General features: G+C 39.4%; 18 protein-coding genes. 1 reads left to right on the plus strand and 17 read right to left on the minus strand.

Features of this window, described 5'->3' with window-relative positions; all coding sequences use genetic code 11:
• Positions 1-66: 66 nt before the first annotated feature.
• The 5 genes from HMPREF1639_RS01470 to rplS all read right to left on the minus strand — a co-directional run bounded on the left by HMPREF1639_RS01470 (position 67) and on the right by rplS (position 4719).
• Positions 67-1080, minus strand: coding sequence for an alpha-hydroxy-acid oxidizing protein (locus HMPREF1639_RS01470; RefSeq protein WP_036762506.1), 1014 nt, complete (start codon positions 1078-1080; stop codon positions 67-69).
• A 105-nt stretch (positions 1081-1185) separates the two neighbouring features.
• Positions 1186-1983, minus strand: a complete 798-nt coding sequence (locus HMPREF1639_RS01475; protein WP_036762508.1) for a ribonuclease HII — start codon at positions 1981-1983, stop codon at positions 1186-1188.
• 54 nt (positions 1984-2037) lie between these two features.
• Positions 2038-3201 carry an alanine racemase gene (alr, locus tag HMPREF1639_RS01480; protein WP_036762510.1) on the minus strand — a complete coding sequence of 388 codons (1164 nt, stop codon included), beginning with the start codon at positions 3199-3201 and terminating at the stop codon, positions 2038-2040.
• 110 nt (positions 3202-3311) lie between these two features.
• Positions 3312-4202, minus strand: a complete 891-nt coding sequence (gene ylqF, locus HMPREF1639_RS01485; protein WP_036762512.1) for a ribosome biogenesis GTPase YlqF — start codon at positions 4200-4202, stop codon at positions 3312-3314.
• 160 nt (positions 4203-4362) lie between these two features.
• Positions 4363-4719, minus strand: coding sequence for a 50S ribosomal protein L19 (rplS, locus tag HMPREF1639_RS01490; RefSeq protein WP_036762513.1), 357 nt, complete (start codon positions 4717-4719; stop codon positions 4363-4365).
• Between the two features lie 576 nt (positions 4720-5295).
• Between rplS and tyrS the strand changes: the two genes are divergently transcribed.
• Positions 5296-6519 (plus strand): tyrosine--tRNA ligase, encoded by a 1224-nt coding sequence (gene tyrS / locus HMPREF1639_RS01495; RefSeq protein WP_036762515.1) that lies wholly within the window; start codon positions 5296-5298, stop codon positions 6517-6519.
• Positions 6520-6786: 267 nt separating this feature from the next.
• On the opposite strand, the gene HMPREF1639_RS01500 is transcribed toward tyrS, so the two are convergent.
• The 12 genes from HMPREF1639_RS01500 to efp form a co-directional block, all read right to left on the minus strand.
• On the minus strand, positions 6787-7944 hold the full coding sequence (locus HMPREF1639_RS01500; RefSeq protein WP_036762517.1) for a CD0519/CD1768 family membrane protein: 1158 nt from the start codon (positions 7942-7944) through the stop codon (positions 6787-6789).
• A gap of 1 nt (position 7945) precedes the next feature.
• Positions 7946-8692 (minus strand): tRNA (guanosine(37)-N1)-methyltransferase TrmD, encoded by a 747-nt coding sequence (gene trmD / locus HMPREF1639_RS01505; protein ID WP_036762519.1) that lies wholly within the window; start codon positions 8690-8692, stop codon positions 7946-7948.
• Positions 8692-9210: a ribosome maturation factor RimM gene (gene rimM, locus HMPREF1639_RS01510; RefSeq protein ID WP_036762521.1), complete on the minus strand. Its 519-nt coding sequence runs from the start codon at positions 9208-9210 to the stop codon at positions 8692-8694. Before rimM ends, trmD begins: the two co-directional genes overlap by 1 nt.
• A gap of 144 nt (positions 9211-9354) precedes the next feature.
• Positions 9355-9588, minus strand: coding sequence for a KH domain-containing protein (locus HMPREF1639_RS01515; RefSeq protein ID WP_036762524.1), 234 nt, complete (start codon positions 9586-9588; stop codon positions 9355-9357).
• A 20-nt stretch (positions 9589-9608) separates the two neighbouring features.
• On the minus strand, positions 9609-9881 hold the full coding sequence (gene rpsP, locus HMPREF1639_RS01520; RefSeq protein ID WP_036762526.1) for a 30S ribosomal protein S16: 273 nt from the start codon (positions 9879-9881) through the stop codon (positions 9609-9611).
• Between the two features lie 67 nt (positions 9882-9948).
• Positions 9949-11307 carry a signal recognition particle protein gene (gene ffh / locus HMPREF1639_RS01525; protein WP_036762528.1) on the minus strand — a complete coding sequence of 453 codons (1359 nt, stop codon included), beginning with the start codon at positions 11305-11307 and terminating at the stop codon, positions 9949-9951.
• The gene (ylxM, locus tag HMPREF1639_RS01530) at positions 11307-11660 is read right to left on the minus strand and encodes a YlxM family DNA-binding protein (protein ID WP_036762530.1); all 354 of its coding nucleotides are present in this window, start codon (positions 11658-11660) and stop codon (positions 11307-11309) included. Before ylxM ends, ffh begins: the two co-directional genes overlap by 1 nt.
• 209 nt (positions 11661-11869) lie before the next feature.
• Positions 11870-13099 (minus strand): signal recognition particle-docking protein FtsY, encoded by a 1230-nt coding sequence (gene ftsY, locus HMPREF1639_RS01535; protein WP_036762532.1) that lies wholly within the window; start codon positions 13097-13099, stop codon positions 11870-11872.
• Positions 13100-13152: 53 nt separating this feature from the next.
• Positions 13153-16704, minus strand: coding sequence for a chromosome segregation protein SMC (smc, locus tag HMPREF1639_RS01540; protein ID WP_036762534.1), 3552 nt, complete (start codon positions 16702-16704; stop codon positions 13153-13155).
• A 12-nt stretch (positions 16705-16716) separates the two neighbouring features.
• Positions 16717-17787, minus strand: coding sequence for an elongator complex protein 3 (locus HMPREF1639_RS01545; protein ID WP_036762535.1), 1071 nt, complete (start codon positions 17785-17787; stop codon positions 16717-16719).
• Positions 17788-17790: 3 nt separating this feature from the next.
• Positions 17791-18498 carry a ribonuclease III gene (gene rnc, locus HMPREF1639_RS01550; RefSeq protein WP_036762536.1) on the minus strand — a complete coding sequence of 236 codons (708 nt, stop codon included), beginning with the start codon at positions 18496-18498 and terminating at the stop codon, positions 17791-17793.
• Between the two features lie 69 nt (positions 18499-18567).
• Entirely contained in the window at positions 18568-19128 is a 561-nt protein-coding gene (gene efp / locus HMPREF1639_RS01555; protein WP_036762537.1) for an elongation factor P, read from the minus strand.
• Positions 19129-19178: the final 50 nt, after the last annotated feature.

A 19178-nucleotide genomic window follows, 5' to 3' on the forward strand; every position in this document is an offset into this window, starting at 1 on the left:
TTAATAGATTTTATTGATTTAAATTATCACCAACGTTATTTGACATAGAACCTTTATTTAACCCTATTAATAAATAATTCTTCCATCAATTGAATCTAGGTCTTGACACCCTGTCAGCACCATGGCTGCTTCTAGGTCTGCCTTCAACCTATCTATATACATTTCCACGCCCTCAGTCTGACCACCGAATGAAGCAGTCACAAAAGGCCTTCCTATTAAACAAGCATCTGCACCCAAGGCCAACATCTTCAAAACATCTACACCAGTCCTAATGCCTCCATCGACAAATACCTTTATCCTACCGTCCACAGCCTTGGCTATTTCAGGCAAAACTTCTGCAGTACCAGGAGTATAGTCCTGGACCCTACCTCCATGGTTGGATACTACTATACCATATACACCTGCTTCTACAGCCATCAGGGCTTCATCCGGAGTCATGATACCCTTTAGGATAAATGGCAATTCTGTAGAATTTACCAGCTCCCTTATTTCTTCAACATTCTTGGCATATACTGGTGTGCCATGTAGCTTGAGTGTAACAAGACCACAGGCATCTATATCTATTCCAACAGCTATTGCTCCTGCCTCTTCTGCCTTTTTTATCTTTTCTATTATATTCTTATTTTCCCAAGGCTTGATAAAGACAATACCTGCACCCTCGTACTTAGTCATGACCTCTAAATTATCAAGTAAGAACTGTGGTATAGCTGTATCTCCTAGCATTGCATATGTGCCCTTGTTCTTACACCCTGCTATGACCGGCTCAATATATTCCTTTTCACTAACTAGTCCACCCATATTTATACTTGTACCTGTAATAGGTGCTGCCATAACTGGTAGGTCTAGCTTCTTACCAAATAGCTCAATTGACATATCTGGCTCTACAACCTTGTGGATTACCCTCATGTTTAGCTTTATCCTATCAAGAGCTGCCACATTTTCTATAAAGGACTTGCCTGTTCCCTTGCCTCCCATACCTGGGACCTGGCCACGACAGGCTACCCCATCACAAACCCTACAGACCTTGCAAGATCCATTGAACTGGTCTCTTGCCCTATCCAACATTTCCTTGTATTCCATTTTCCATACCTCCATAAAAACACATATTATATAATCAATTTCCATCCACTATCATACTTCTATATTATATCAGTGTGCATACAAAAAAAGAAGGCTAAGGCAAACCTAACCTTCAAAATTTTTCAAAAAACTATTTCTATGTATCTTAGTCCTGCCAAATTTCCTCAAACCGTCATAGTGCTCATTGGTACCGTAGCCCTTGTTTGAAGAAAAACCATAACCTGGGTAGACCTTGTCGTAGTCAACCATCATCCTGTCCCTTGTAACCTTGGCCACTATACTAGCAGCAGCAATAGAGATGGATTTGGCATCCCCCTTTACTATAGGTAGCTGGGGAGTATCTACGCCTGGAATTCTAACAGCATCATTAAGCAGGCAATCTGGCCTGACTTCTAGCTGGTCTAGGGCTCTTCTCATGGCTATATAAGTTGCATTTAATATATTGTGCTCATCTATTTCATAGTTATCTGCCATACCTATGCCATAGTCCACTGCCTCTTTAATTATTATCTCATATAGGGCTTGTCTTTTTTCCTCTGTAAGCTTTTTTGAATCATTTATACCAACGATTCTAGTATCTGGCTTGAGGACTACTACAGCAGCAACCACAGGGCCTGCCAGTGGTCCCCTTCCAACCTCATCAAGGCCTGCTACAAATACAGCACCATTTTCATAGCACTGGTTTTCATAATAGTTGAGAAGGTCCAACCTTTCCTCCTCAGCCTGGATACGAATCAACTTCTTTTTCAACTTTTCACATATGTTCTGGACAGACTTCCTCTCATCATTTGAAAAGAGGCTTATAAATTCCGGGTATTCTTTAGGTGAAATTTGATCTGACAGGTCTTTTATTTCTCTTGCCTTCATCTTGCCAATTTCCACTAGGTCCAATTCTCTTAGCATGTCGGTCTCCTTCCCTAAAATAAGGATAGCTAAATTACTAGCTATCAGTTACCTTCACAAGTAGTCAACTATGGATACTATTTCTCCATGCCTGTAGTAAACCCTAGGAACCCTCCTGCTCATCATGCACATAACTTCATGGGCTATTGTATCACAGCCCCTAGCTACATCTGCAACAGACACTAGATCATCTCCAAATATTACTACATCATCGTTGACCTTTACATCCATCTCCATAGGTACCCTGACCATGCACTGGTCCATACATATCCTACCAACTATTGAACATTTAACACCATTTACATATACGTATGGATTTCTCCTACCCCTTAGGAATCCATCAGCATAACCTGCTGCTATACTGATAATCTTCTCTCTGACAGTTGTAAAGTATATCCTACCATAGCTGATTGATGTACCTGCATCCAATATCTTGACATTAGAAACCTTGGCCTTAAAAGACATAACTGGCTTGACATCTATAGAGTATGTGACCTCATTTGACGGATATATTCCGTACTGGATTATACCTGGCCTAACCATATCATACTTTTCCTCGCAATCTAAAATTTCTGCACTGTTAGAACAGTGGATATATTTTATATCTACATCTAGTTCCCTAACCTTATCCACCATTTCAGTAAACCTATGAGTCTGCAAATTTTCAAATTCCTTGTTTCTAGCATCTGCTGTAGCAAAATGGGTATACATACCCTCTATAATTATGCCCTCCATCTGGCTAATTTTTTTGATTTCATTGGCTATATCATCCACCCTGTCATCCAAAACAACATAGCCCAATCTGGACATACCAGTATCTAGCTTAAGATGAATTTTTGCCTTGATACCAATTCTTCTAGCTACTCGGTCAATTTCCTCAGCTAAATCTAAGTCAAATACTGTCATTGATACATTATTTCTAATCGAATCTTCAATTGTCATTGGATTTGTATAGCCTAGGTTCAAGATAGGCGTCCTTATGCCATTGTCTCTCAGCTCCATAGCCTCATTTAACCTGGCTACTGCAAAAAAATCTGCCCCCAGCTCTTCATAGAACTTTGCTATTTCAACCGCACCATGACCGTACCCATTTGATTTTATGACCATACACATCTTTGTACCTGCAGGTATCTTATTCTTTATTCCGTTAAAATTATATTCCAAGTTATCTAAGTTAATCTCCAACCAATTTGATGCCTTGTTAACTAATTTACTCATCTAAATTCCTCCCTTTCGATAAATTTTCAATCGGTGAATTCAACTATAAAAGTGTCTTATAGTAATTATATTTTTTATTTTTTTTAAAGTCAAGCGCCTATAAAAATTTATCAACCTATATTAGAAGGCATCTCAAGTACTATTTTCCCTATTTTTCCTTCCCTAAACTCATTTAAAACTGTAGTTGCTATCCTTGTGTAGTCAAGCTCTCTATTACCCAATATAAAGCCTCTCTTCCTACCAATAGCATCCATAGTATCTATACCCTGCTGGCCTAGAGAATCTAGCTTGTACCTCTCCATCAAAGATTCTGGAGCTATCTCCATCAGCCTTTCAATCAGCCTCAAGCCTAGTGTTTCCACATCTAGAATTTCATCCTTGATAGCCCTGGTAAATGCAAGATTTAGGGCCACTTCTTGGTCTTCAAACTTAGGCCATAGGATACCTGGGGTATCTAATAACTCCATGTTTCCCCTAATCTTGACCCACTGCTTGCCCTTGGTAACACCTGGCCTATCTCCAGTTTGGGTAGACCTTCTTCCAGACAGTTTGTTAATCAGGGAAGACTTACCAACATTAGGTACACCTACTATCATAATCCTGATGGCCCTTTCTCTCCTGCCCTTCTCGGCTAGACCCTCCATCATGGACCTTGTAACCGCCTTACACTCACTAATTACCTTGTTGACCCCAGTACCAGTCATGGCATTAATCGGTATGGCCTTTACCCCCTGCTTGGCATAGTAAGCTACCCAAGCATCTATTGCAGCCTTTTCACACATATCCGCCTTGTTTAATAGGACTATTCTCGCCTTGTCGCCAACTAGCCTATCTATATCTGGATTCTTACTACTAAAAGGTATTCTAGCATCTAGCAGCTCAATTACCACGTCTACCAACTTCAAATTATTCTGCACCAGCTCCCTAGTCTTTTTCATGTGGCCTGGATACCAGTTTATATTCAGGTTGTCATCCCTCAAATATTCATCATTATAGCTCATACGTCCTCCTTCCTGTGACCATATAGCCACAGAGCATGACTTCATTTACACGAAGCCCTATATCAATCCTACAGGCACCTTGCCTCCAGGCTCTATTACACTAAAAAAGGGCATCCTGAGACACCCTAATTTACTAATATACACTCTTGTATATGCTAGATTATTTTCTTTTGCCTCTAGCTTCCTTGATCTTAGCAGCCTTACCAACTCTACCTCTGATATAGTTGATCTTAGCTCTTCTAACCTTACCAAATCTTGTAACTTCGATCTTTTCAATCTTTGGTGAATGAACTGGGAATGTTCTTTCAACACCTACACCGAAAGATATCTTTCTAACAGTGAAAGTTTCTCTGATTCCTCCGCCCTGTCTCTTGATAACAAGACCTTCGAATACCTGGATTCTTTCTCTCTTTCCTTCGACAATTCTAACGTGTACTCTTACTGTGTCCCCTGGTCCAAAATTAGGAACATCTGATTTTACCTGTGCAGCTTCAATAGCCTTAATTAATTCGTTCATTTCTTCCTCCTAAATCATAGACGTACATAAATACTTGACCTTTGTAAAAGAGGTACGCCCGTACTTAATAACCATTACATTATACCCTTAGATATGAGTATTGTCAATACTTTTAATATTTTTTAATTAATTTTTGTTACTTGCAAAAGTAAATTCCACCATGATATGGAATTTACTTTTGCAAGTAACAATAATTTCAAAAAAAACAGAATTGTCTTGACAAATGGATTCACAAAGTGTTACAATAACTAATAAATTTTAAGGGAGGTAACCAAAATGAAAAGTACTATATTAGACAATTTAGCAAGCAAATTAGAGATAGCAATTTTTGGTTACGTTTATTATTATTATAAGAGTTAAAGGGTCACACGGCAAATTCTAGTGGCTCTATTTACCATGATAATAAAGGAGCCCTAATAAAAACGACGATTAAGGCTTCTTACATAGGTGTAGGAAGCCTTTTATATTTTGCCCCACTTTTAATTTGTATTTATATAGTGTATAATGGATGTGGATTTATTACGAAATTATATACTTATTTAGTTTATGAATAATATTTTAGAAAGAGGTGTACTTATGGGAGTTTACGAAGAACTACAGGCCCGTGGCTTAATAGCCCAGGTTACAGACGAAGAAGAAATCAAAAATTTGGTCAACAATGGTAAGGCTGTCTTTTATCTGGGTTTTGACCCTACAGCTGACTCACTACATGTTGGTCATTACATGGCCTTGTGTCTGATGAGAAGGCTACAGCTAGCAGGCAACAAGCCTGTTGTCCTAGTTGGAGGAGGTACAGGATATATAGGAGACCCATCTGGACGTACTGATATGCGTAAGATGATGACTCCTGAAACAATCCAGCACAACTGTGACTGCTTCAAGGTCCAGATGTCTAAATTTATAGACTTTGACGAGGGCAAGGCTATAATGGTCAATAATGCGGATTGGCTACTAAAGTTAAACTACATTGAAATGCTAAGAGAAGTGGGTCCTCATTTCTCAGTAAACAATATGCTTAGGGCTGAATGCTACAAGAACAGGATGGAAAAGGGACTTTCTTTCCTTGAATTCAACTACATGATAATGCAGTCATTTGACTTCTACCACCTATTCAAGGAATATGGATGTAATATCCAGCTTGGCGGTAACGACCAGTGGTCTAACCTATTAGGTGGTACTGAGTTGATCAGGAGGAAGTTGGGCAAGGATGCCTTCGCTATGACACTACCTCTATTGACTAAGGCTGACGGAACAAAGATGGGTAAGACAGCAGGTGGAGCTGTATGGCTTGACCCTAATAAGACTTCTCCATTCGAATTCTACCAGTACTGGAGAAATGTTGATGATGCTGACGTTATCAACTTTATCAAGAAGCTTACTTTCATACCTCTTGAAGACATAGAACCTATGGAAGCATGGGAGGGCGCCAAGTTAAACGAAGCAAAGGAACTACTTGCCTACGAAATGACTACACTTGTCCACTCTAAGGAAGATGCTGACAAGGCTCAGGAAGCTTCTAGAGCCTTATTCCTTGGTGGTGGAGATAGTGCAAATATGCCTACTAGTGAGATCGACCCAAGCAAGCTAACTGATGGAGTTATAAATGTAACTGACTTAATGCTTGAGTGTGGCCTTGTTCCTTCAAGAAGCGAGGTTAGAAGACTAATCCAGCAGGGCGGTCTTACTATAGCAGACAAGAAGGTTGAAGACATCAATCTAGAAATCAGCCTGGACCAGTTAAAAGAAGGCGTGATAATAAAGAAGGGTAAGAAGAAGTTCCACAAGGCCCTTGTGAAGTAGATTTAAACCGTTAAATTAGTGAATACAAAAATAGGGGTGCATATTCTAAACTCAGGTAAATGAATATGCCACCCCTATTTTTGATTCACTTGTTCACTCTATCCAAAATAGTTATATGATATATGACATTGATGGTAATAAGAAACCTTCAAACTCGTTAGACTAAGAAAGTGAAAATTATCCCTGACGCTATATATCATACAAGCAATAATTTTAGAATCTGATTAATCAATATTTCTTTGCAAAAGTAGATCAGATATACAATATCTAGTGCACTACTAGCATAAATATCAAGTGGGCTGATATTCCTGCGCACAGGCCTCCTATAGTATGGGCTAATATTGCCTTGCCTGCTAGGTTTCTTGACTTCAAGGCATCCATCATACCTATATGAGTGCTCAAGTATCCTGACCAACACATACCCATAGCTGTGAATACTGCTATGTCGTTAGGTAGGATTGCTCCACTCTTAATAAATTCTGGCACTAGAGAAATGGCTGCTCCGACTGCTCCTAGGGCAGTTATTGGGAAGGCTATTGCCTCTGGTGACTTAAATCCAAATAATGGTTCTAATATAAAGCTAATCTTCTGACCTATATATGGTAATAGCTTTACGCCCTCGTAGGCTCCACCTGTATATCCAGTCTTACCTGGTCCAAATGTCAACATCATTACAAGAGTACAAACAATCAGAACTCCTGGTATAATTGCTACACCCATTTCCACACCATTCTTACCACCTTCTAGCAAGGAATCTAGAACCCTCTGGAATAGGTTGCCTTCTCTTACAAGCCTAAACTCATTTTGAGATTCCATATCTGCACTCGACATTGTCTCATCATATGGCTCCATAGCCTGGTCTCCATAGTACTTCTTAGTCTGTCTCAACATCAATCTTACACTTACTATAGACCCTATAATAGCACCCACATTACCGATTAAGGCTGGGGCTATATACTCCTTGCCCTGGGCTATCATAAATGTAGTAACTATCAACCCCATACCAAAGGCTGTACCTACATTACAAAGGGCTGGTACCTGATATTTCTTAAAGTACTGGGTAAAAGTCTTATCCTTGGCAAATGGTATTATTGCAGGATTATCTGATAGATATGTAGCTACAACACCTGTGATACTTGCCCCTGGCAAACCCCAGATTGGCTTCATAAGTGGTGCAAATATCTTGTTGATTAAGGCTATTGCTCCAAACTCTGATAGCAAACTACTGATAGCTCCTGCCAAAACTGCCATGGCCATTATTAAAAATACTGTGTTTAGTAGAAGGTCGTGGGCTGTTGCCATCATTGTCTTGAACATTGGACCTACGCCCATTAGGCTCCCAAGCCAAGCAAAACCTCCAAAAAATATTACTATAAAGACAAAGGTCTCCAGACCTATCGCCTTAACTTTTTTTCTATTATCCATATTATTCCGCCTTTCGAATACGTCTTTTTTTCTTTTTATTATTATCTTCCCTGTGAGAGGCCTGGTACTTGTCCCACAAGTCTGGCCTCCTATCTTTCGTTATCTTTTTAGACTCTTCTAGTCTCCACTTGTCTATATTCCCATGATTGCCTGACACCAGGACAGGCGGGACCTCAGCCCCCATAAAATCTCTGGGCCTAGTGTACTGGGGATATTCCAGTAGGTTGTCCTCTAGGCTCTCATCTTCAAAGCTTTCATTCCTATTTAAAACGCCTGGTATGAGCCTTGATATAGCATCAATCATAATCAGGGCGGGGAGCTCTCCCCCCGTCAACACATAGTCACCTATAGATATTTCTTCAGTCACAATCATATCTATAACCCTCTGGTCTATACCCTCATAGTGGCCACACAAGAGAATTATATCATCTGTATGCGAAAAATCCTTGGCCATGCCCTGGTTAAATACCCTGCCCTTTGGCGAAAGGTATATAACTCTGGGTTTATCTAAGTCATGAGTCCTGACTATATGCTCATATGTCGAAATAATTGGCTGGGGTGTCATAACCATACCAGCACCCCCACCAAAAGGATAATCATCCACCTTCTTGTGCTTATTTTCCGAAAAATCTCTAATATTATATATGTTTACCTCTAATATGCCATTGTCTATAGCCTTTTTAATCATACTTTCACCTATATATGCAGCAAATATATCAGGAAAAAGCGTCATTACGTGTATTCTCATTAGTCCAATAACCCCGGTATAGGTTTGACCCTCATCAACCTATTTTTTGTGTCAATATCTGGCACTATTTCGTATGTTGCAGGTATCAGGTATTCCTTGGAATCCTCTGATTTCACCACATATACGTCGTTTGCTGCATACTGCAAAACATCGACCAATTTCCCAATTCTGTCACCTTCTAGTGTCTCTACATCCATACCTATCATGTCGGCTATAAACAATTCATCCTCGTCCAATTCATAGGAGTTGTCCCTGTCAACAAATATAAATTTGCCAATCAGGCCTTGGACTGATTCTATTGTGTCATAGCCTTCCAACTTGACTACTATAGAGTTATTAGACGCAGTTACCGCTCTTTCAACTAGATATTTTTTTCCCCTGTCTTTTCCAACAAAGAAGTAGTCTATATCCTTAAATCTATCTATCTTGTCTGTATGGGGGTATATTTTTATTTCACCTTTTAAACCTCTGGTAGTTACTATCTTGCCTACCTTAAAATACTCCAATGTATCAGTCACTTGGATTCCTCCTAACTCTGGCTTTAAGTCCAGCAAATTTATTTCGCTGGTGTAAATGCCTTTTTGATTTTATCAAATATTAGTCGCATGACCTTGAAACTATACGACAAAATCTATTTTTAACAAAAAAGGATTAGGGCAAGCCTAATCCTCTACTATTTCTAATGTTACATTTACTTTCTTCTTGTTGGACACTGATTTTAATACAGTTCTTATTGATTTAGCAATTCTACCCTTTTTGCCGATTACCTTACCCATATCTGAGTCGTCAACCTTCAATTTAAGTAGGATTTCCTTGCCATCCACAATTTCTTCGACTAGCACTTTATCAGGATTGTCAACAAGAGCTCTTGCTATTCCTTCTACTAGCTCTTTCATATAATTGTCTCCACCAAAATTTACTTAGATTCTTTAGCTGCTTCAAACTTTTCAATTATTCCGTTTGATACGAATAACTTCTTAACAACTTCAGTAGGCTGAGCACCTGTTACCAACCACTTGATTGCCTTTTCTTCGTCAATCTTAACCTGCTTCGGTTCTGTTAATGGGTTATAGTATCCTATTTCTTCAATGAATCTACCGTTTCTCGGTGATCTAGCATCTGCTACTATTACTCTGTAAAAAGGTCTCTTATGAGTTCCCATTCTTCTTAATCTTATTTTAACTGCCATTTCTAAATACCTCCAAAAAATATTATATTATATTATAATTTATTTTCAAACAATGAATAATGCTAACCTAGAAAGGTAACTTAGGCATCTTAGGGAAACCACCCTTTTTCATCTTGCCCATCATTCCACTTGACTGGAACATCTTCATCATTTTTTTCATTTCATTAAACTGCTTTATCAGCCTATTTACATCCTGGACACTCGTACCACTACCCCTTGCTATCCTCTTCTTCCTAGAGGCATTTAAAATCTGTGGATTTCTTCTCTCCTCCAGTGTCATAGACTGGATAATAGCCTTGGTCCTGTTTATTTCCTTGCCCTTACTATCGAGGTCACCTATTTGACCCTTTAGGTTACCCATGCCTGGTACCAATTCTAGAAGCTTGTCGAGAGGTCCCAAGTTCTGTACCTGCTCCAACTGCATCAAGAAGTCTTCAAAGTCCATTTCATTCTTCTTTAGCTTCTGACCTAATTCCTTGGCCTTCTCCATGTCTAGAGCGGACTCGGCCTTTTCTATCAAACTGAGTACGTCACCCATGCCTAGTATCCTAGATGCCATCCTATCTGGATAGAAGGGTTCCAAGTTGTCAAGCTTTTCTCCCATACCAATAAACTTGATAGGTTTTTGTGTTACAGACCTAATTGATAAGGCCGCACCACCTCTAGTATCACCGTCTAGCTTTGTTAAAACTACACCGTCAATACCAAGTATCTCGTTAAAGCTCTCAGATACATTTACAGCATCCTGACCCGTCATTGAGTCAACCACTAATAAAATTTCCTGAGGACTTACCTGAGCCTTTATATCTTTCAACTCCTGCATCAAGACTTCATCTACGTGTAGTCTACCTGCTGTATCTATAATTACTATATCATTTGAATGACCCTTTGCATATTCAAGAGCTTCTTTGGCTATATCTACCGGCGAAACCTGATCTCCCAAGGTAAATACTGGTAGGTCTAGTTTTTCGCCCACTACCTGCAACTGCTTGATAGCCGCCGGCCTGTATACGTCACAGGCTACCAATAGCGGTGACTTGCCCTCTTTCTTTAAGTAACCACCCAATTTTCCAGAAGTTGTAGTCTTACCTGCACCCTGTAGACCAACCATCATTATAACAGTCGGTGGCTGTGGTGAATAGGTCAACTTACTCTGCACATCCCCCATCAGGGCTGTCAGTTCTTCATTTACTATCTTTACCACCATCTGGCCAGGTGTCAAACTCTTCAACACCTCTTCACCTACACAACGCTCTTGTACAACCTTAATAAAGTCCTTTACAACCTTGAAGTTAACATCTGCCTCCAAAAGAGCCCTCTTAACCTCTCTCATTGCTGTCTTTACATCAGCCTCAGTCAGTTTACCCTTAGACCTAAGTTTTCCAAATGCGTTTTGAAGTTTATCTGATAGTCCTTCAAATACCATTATATCAACTCCCTAATCTTGTCAATTAATTCTATAAGCTGACTTGATTCCTCAAGGTTACCACTTTTCTTGCCTAAGTTTTCTACCTTATCAGCTAGCTTGTTAATCTCTTCATCTATACACTTGAACTTTTTCACCATACCTAGCTTGGCCTCATAGTCCCTAAGAGACTTTTCCGACCTCTTCAAGGAATCAAATATGGACTGCCTAGATGTTCCCAGTATGTTGCTAATCTCACCTAATGAGTAGTCTTCCTCGTAATACATAGACAATATATCCCTCTGCTTGTCTGTCAACAAAGGTCCGTACTGGCTGTAAAGTATTTCGATTTCTACCATCTTTTGAATATCCATACTTCCTCCTATCTGTAAAGGTCTTACACTTTACATAAGTAATATGATAAACTATGGTATAAGAAAAGTCAAGCATTTTAAGAAAAAAAGTGTAAAGTATTTTACCTTTACACTTTTCTTATAACTTTAATACATATAAATCCAGTTTTTACTGGTTTTTATCTGCCTACGAATATCTTTCTTTGACCTACATATTTGTATATTAACGCCTATCCGAATATAGCATCTGTAAATGCCTCTGCATCAAAACTCTGCAAGTCTTCAGCCCTTTCACCTACACCTATCAGCTTGACCGGAACATCTACCTCAGACTTGACTGCTAGAACTACACCACCCTTGGCAGTACCGTCCAGCTTAGTCAATACTATACCTGTTATATTGGCTACTTCCTTAAAGGTCTTGGCCTGGCTGACTGCATTTTGACCCGTAGTCGCATCTACTACCAATAGGACTTCCTTTTTTGCCTCAGGGTATTCCCTGTCTATTATCTTAAATATCTTGCCCAACTCATTCATCAGGTTGGCCTTGTTGTGGAGTCTACCTGCAGTATCACATATAAGTAGGTCAACCTTCCTGGCCTGTGAAGCCTTGATGGCATCAAATACTACAGCTCCTGGGTCAGCTCCTTCATGGTGCTTGATAATATCTACATCCACCCTCTTGGCCCAAATATCCAACTGCTCGCTTGCTGCTGCCCTGAAGGTATCTGCTGCCGCCAGCATAACCTTTTTACCATCTTTCTTGTATCTCTGGGCTAACTTGCCTATAGTAGTCGTCTTACCTACACCATTTACACCAACCATCACTATCACTGCTGGTCCTGGATCAAGGTCAAGTCCTGAGTTTCCTTCCTTTAGGATAGAGGCAACTATTTCCTTCAATAGGTCTCTTACCTCTATAGGGTCCTTTACCCCTCTTTCCTTAATCATGTCCCTCAAACGGTCTATGATTTCCATAGTAGTCGTAACACCAACATCGGCAGTTATCAGGATTTCTTCTAGTTCTTCTAGAAGGTCCTCATCTATCTTTGTATAAGACTTCAAGAGACTGTCTATCCTACCTGTTATATTGTCCTTAGTCTTTGATAGACCTGCTAATAATCTAGCAAAAATCCCCTTCTTCTCTTGTCCTTCTTCATCAAGAGTATCCTCCTGGTCAGAAGATCTAGTATCATCAGGCTCTTGAAACTCATTAGAATCAATATCGTCGCCTTGGCCATAATCCACTACATCATGATCTGGCTCCTCAGCTGTGGCTTCTTCTCCAGTATTTTCATTTATATCATCGGCCAGTTCTACTTGTTCTATTGATTCTTCCAAATTTTCTTCCATTTGCTGATTTTCTTCTTGAATATCATCACTGGCTATTTCTTCTATAACCTCTTCTTCCAACTTGGTACTTTCATTTTCATCTTCATTTTTCTTCCAAAACTTAAACATTAAAAACCTCCTTTTCCATAATCACTATCATAATAAAGTGGCTATATATTCGTCTAGGAATTTTCAACCATCTCTTGGGCCTCCTTTAACTTGATACCTATGATGGATGAAATGCCCTTTTCTTGCATAGTTACACCGTATATAAAGTCTGCAACTTCCATTGTACCCCTCCTATGTGTTACCGCTATAAACTGGGTATCCTGGCTAAGTTCATGTAAAAAGTCCCCAAACCTATATACATTTACGTCGTCCAAAGGAGCCTCAATCTCGTCTAGTATACAGAAAGGCGTTGGTTTTGATATAAGTATGGCAAACAGGATTGATATTGCTGTCAGAGCCTTCTCACCACCAGATAAGAGAGAAAGATTTTTCATCTTCTTGCCTGGAGGCTGGGCTGTAATTTCTATATCACAAGACAGGACATCATCCATATCCACAATCCTTAGATTGGCATTTCCTCCGCCAAACAACTTTTTGTAGACCTCTACAAAATTCTTGTTAATTATATCAAAGTTGACCAAAAACTCGCTTTCCATACTTGACACTAGGTCTGCAATTAGACTATTCAAGGATACAATAGACTCCTCAAGGTCTTGCTTTTGCTCAGAATAGTAGTCATACCTCTCCTTGACCTCTGCAAATTCTTCTATGGAATCTAGATTTACATTACCAATAGACTTGATTTTCTTCCTTAGACCTTCCATCAGCTTTTGGTCGATTATCAAGTCCTCATCGCTATAGGCTAGGGCCTCATGGTAATCTAGGCCGTATTTTTCATGTATATTTGCCTCTAGGTTGTCCCTGCTTGATACTGATCTGTCCAGCCTAGATTCTAGCTTATACTTTTCCTCTCTCAGCTCATTAAAATCTCTCTCCCTAGACCTAAGTTCTGACTTGGCTTCATCTAGGGATAATTTCATATCGTCCCTATCTGCCTTCTGGTCCAAGGCTCTCCTAGAAAAATCTTCTATAGTTTGGTTTAGGATTTCTATTTGACCTGTATAGGTCTCAATCAATAGGTCAAAATCATTGATTTCATCCTCATTTTCCTTTATAGATTCCTTCAACTGGATTAGGTTGTCCTGAGACTTTTTCATGCTATTTTCTATCCTGTCGACTTCACCTATGTTATTTTCAAATACCTGCTTTATCCTTACTAGGTCCAGATTTTTCTCATTAAACAACTTGAGGTAGTTTTCATGATTTTCCTTGGCCCTATCAAGACTATCCGCCAAGGTTTTTATATGGTCAGAGTTACCCTGCCCTTCCCTGTCTAGTAGGTCTAGCTGGTCCTTACACTGGTCAAAATCTGCCTCATTTTTTTGAATTTGACCATCTATATTTGAGATTTCATTTCTTACATTATCTATATCAGACCTTCTATCTCTCAACTTCGCTTCTAGTAGTTTTACCTCTGTGCTCACAGATATTATTTTTTTTGATATGGCTTCTTTATCTACATTTAACTGTGACACTTCCTTGTCCAGCTTAGACTTTTCCAAGCCAATAAGGTCAAATTCTGACTTGCACTGGTTTATCTTGCCTGATATGGCATCAATCTCTTGTCCTAATTCACCTATCAACCTCTTCCTTGATAAGATGTTTCCATTTGTCTTGATGCTACCGCCTGTCATAGAGCCGCCTGGGTTTACAATATCTCCATCCAGTGTAACCAACTTGAACCTGTGACCGGTCTCCTTGGCATAGGCTATGGCATCATTCATATTGTCCATCAGCACAACCCTGCCTAAGAGGCTTTCAACCACTCTTCTATATGATTCATCAAAGTCTATAAGGTCACTGCACAAGCCGAGCGGCCTTATCCTAGTATTGCTAGCAAGGGATATTTTGTTGGACCTCATGGTAGTCTTTGGTAGGAAGGTAACCCTGCCAAGACTAGTTTTCTTAAGGTATTCTATGGATTTTTTTGCCACCTGTTCGTCTTCCACTACCACATTTTGTATTGCAGCACCTAGGCTGGCTTCTATGGCCTTTTCGTACCTAGCAGGTACACTTATCAATTCTCCTAGAGCACCACATATACCCTGAATCGACTTATTTTTTAGGATTTCCCTTACACCCTTATTAAAACCTTCATGATGATTTTCCATATCTATGTAGGCATTTCTCCTAGACTTGATACGGCTCATGTCCATATTCAAATTTCTATCCTTATTGGCCAGGTCTTCCATCCTCTTAACCAGGTCTTCCAACTTTCTCTTGGCCTGGTCTAGGTCTTGGTCTAGGTCTTCCATTCCGGCCATCAAGTCACCTGCATTTGCATTCTTATCAGATAATTCCCTGTCCAAAGACTCTATCTCAACTTCCTGCTGGGTAAGTTTTTCATCTAGACTGGCCCTTCTTGCCTTCAAATTAGATAGGTTGGCCTGACTTGTGGCATAACTAGCGGATAATGCCTGCTTTTTTTCTAGTATACCAAGAGATATAGCCTTATTGGACTCTATCTCCTTATTTATACTTTCTAGCTCTAATTCAGCCTCTCTCTTATCCTTGTAGACCTCATCTATTTCCTTTTGAGCCTCTTCTATTTCATACGATGTCTGGTCAGCCTTCTTGCTTGCCTTTTCTAATTCTATTTTGTCAACCTTGACTGAGGCTTCTAGGGCTGATATTTCATTTTCCTTCCTAGATATTTCTCTTAGCTGGCTGTTTATTTTTTCCTGAGAAATCTCAATTTCAGACTTTTTGCCTGCCAACTCAGAATTTGTATCTAGGAGGCTAGTATTCAATTCTTCTAAAACCGCATCAGACTCATTTATCTTTCCGTCTAGGTCTTCTATTTGACTCTCCAGGCCAGATCTTTCACCAAAAATCAAGTCCAATTCCTTTGATATGCCTGCCAACTTGTCAGACATATCCCTTATTAGGACATCCATTTGGCCAGTCTGCTTGATAAAGTCGTTTAATTCTAGCTTTTTCAATTCCTCACTGACTTCCAAGTACTTCTTGGCCTTGTCTGCCTGGCGCTCAAGTGGCTTGAGCTGGTTTTCTATTTCGTAAAAGATATCTTCTATCCTTGCCAAGTTGTCACTAGACTTCTTTAGGTTTCTCTCTGCCTCATTCTTTTTGTACCTGAACTTGGATATACCACAGGCCTCATCAAATATCTTTCTCCTATTAGCCGGATTATTGCTTAGTATTTCCTCTACCTTGCCCTGCTCAATAATAGAGTATCCATCCTTACCTATACCTGTATCCAGCAAGGTTTCTCTTACATCCTTCAGCCTACAAGACTTGCCGTTTATATAAAACTCTGACTCACCACTCCTATAGACCCTTCTCTTTATGACTAATTCATCCGAATCTATATCTATCTCAGCCATAGAATTGTCAAGAGTAATAGCTACCTCGCAGTAGTTCATTTGATTTTTAGTATCAGTTCCAGAAAAGATTACATCTTCCATCTTCTCTCCTCTTAGACTCTTGACACTCTGTTCACCTAGTACCCACCTGATAGCATCTGAAATATTACTCTTTCCGCTACCATTTGGTCCTACTACAGCGGTTACACCCTCATCAAAGTATATATCAGTTTTTGTAGGAAAGGATTTAAACCCCTTTAATTCTAACTTTTTTAAATACACACTTACCTCCGATTAATATAACTTATATATTTTACCTAGCACCCTATACATATAATCAAAACTAATTTCTGACACCAATTTGGAATCAATCTCTACAATAATCCCATCAACCAGACCCTTCTTGATGCCAGTTTTGAACTTGGCCTTGTATTTTTCATTTATGTATATCCTGTTAGACCTCTTGTTGCCCACTATAGCGGATATGTTTTTATTATCCGAATAGACAACCAGTTCTTTAAAATCTCCATCAATCAGGCTGTCGATGTAGTCTCTAATCATCCTAGATTTGACAATTTCCCTAAAGGCAGGATGGTAGGGTCCATCAACCACATCTATGCCCAGCTGTATATCATCTGTTGCCTGTAGACCTACCCTTATCACTCCTATATTGTTTATATGATAGATAAGCATCAACTTTTTAACTATATCAACACACTCTTCCAAACTAAAGGGCCTATAGGCACCGTCTTTATAACTTATTTCTAGACCTGTTTCTTTTATAATTAGAGTCGGATATATCCTCACAAAATCAGGTCCAATATCTGTAAAGGCCTTGGCAGTCTTGATACACTTTTCTTCAGAATCACCTGGCAGGCCTATCATCTGCTGAAGTCCCAACCTAAAACCATAGTCCTTAATCAGCCTTGCACTCTCATAAACCACCCTACTGGTATGCCCTCTCAAACTCTCAAGTAAGACTACTTCATCCATAGACTGAACACCTAGTTCTATTATAGTTGCACCATAGGCCCTTATAAGCTCTAGCTCTTCTATATCTATGCAGTCTGGCCTAGTGGACATTCTGATATCCTTTACCAGACCCTTGTCCTTGTAGTCCTTGGCTACACTCAATAATTCAACTTGCTTGTCCTTGTCAATAGCTGTGAAGCTCCCCCCGAAGAAGGCTATCTCCACATCGACATCAGCCTTGATTGTAGCCAAGCAATCATTTATAATCTCTCTGGCCCTGTCACCAGTCATATCTGTAGAAATACCTGTTATCTTTTTTTGATTGCAGAATATACAGTCATGGGGGCATCCCTGGTGGGGTACAAATATGGGTATTATCTTTTTCCCCTTCATATCCTATAGTTCTCCCATCTTTTCTAGGGCATCTCTAGCAGCTTCTTTCTCTGCTTCCTTCTTATTCTTGCCCTTGCCTATACCTATTATATCCCTGCCACACTTGACCTGCATTTCAAATTCCTTCTTGTGGTCGGGTCCACTTTCTCCCACCAACTTGTACGATATCTTGCCGTTATTTCCCTGTACTATTTCCTGTAAAATCGTCTTATAGTCTCTGAAGATATTTCCGTCAATATTCTTGGCTATTGTATCTCTTAGGTTTGATAGTATAAAGTTTTTTGCCTGGTCAAATCCACCATCTAAGTATATGGCAGCTATAACTGCTTCTGTTGCATCGGCAAGGATTGAATCCCTATCTCTACCACCTGAATTTTTTTCACCCTTACCCAGAAATAGGTTTTCTCCTAGGTTTAGGCTCCTAGCTACTGCACTAAGAGATTCTTCACAAACCACATTCGCTCTTAATCTTGTCAACTTACCTTCTGGTAAGTCATTTCTAGCCCTAAACAGGTAGTCACTTACTACCAATCCCAAGACTGAATCACCTAGAAATTCTAGTCTCTCATTGTACTTAAATTCCTTGTGCTCATTGGCAAAGGAAGAATGTGTCAAGGCCGTCTGTAGGTATTTTTTATCTTTAAATTCATAACCTATCTTTTCTTCAAAAGCCTTGATATTTTCCTTCATCACATCATTCAATGATGCCATACTTACCCCTCCTTATAAAAAATATAGCTATAAAATACCTGTTAAAAACAGGTATTTTATAGCACCTAATTAGTTTACTCTTGACAAGTATTCACTTGTTCTTGTATCGATTTTCACCCTGTCACCAACATTTATAAATAGTGGTACCTGGATAACTGCACCAGTCTCTACTGTAGCAGCCTTTGTAACGTTACTTGCTGTATCTCCCTTGATTCCTGGCTCTGTATCAACAATCTCTAACTCAACAAAGTTAGGACCTTCAACCTGGAATGGAGCTCCCTGGTAAAATCTAATAGTAGCAACTTCATTTTCCTTCAAGAACTTGATAGCATCCTCTACCTGTTCGTAGTTCAAAGGAATCTGGTCAAAAGTTTCTTCGTCCATGAAGTAGTATAGTTCACCATCATTGTACAAATACTGCATCTGCTTAGTTTCAATATTTGCCTTAGGGAACTTGTCACTTGGGTTGAAAGCTTCTTCTCTGATTGCTCCTGTTATTAAATTCTTATACTTAGTTCTAACGAACGCAGCACCTTTTCCGGGTTTAACGTGCTGGAAGTCAACTACTAGACATGGTTGACCATCTTTTTCAAATGTTACACCTTTTCTAAAATCACTAGCTGTTACCATTTTCTATCCTCCAAATTTATAATATATATTCATCTTAACAATTATATCAT

It is taken from the genome of Peptostreptococcus sp. MV1, from assembly GCF_000758885.1.
Lineage (GTDB): Bacteria > Bacillota > Clostridia > Peptostreptococcales > Peptostreptococcaceae > Peptostreptococcus.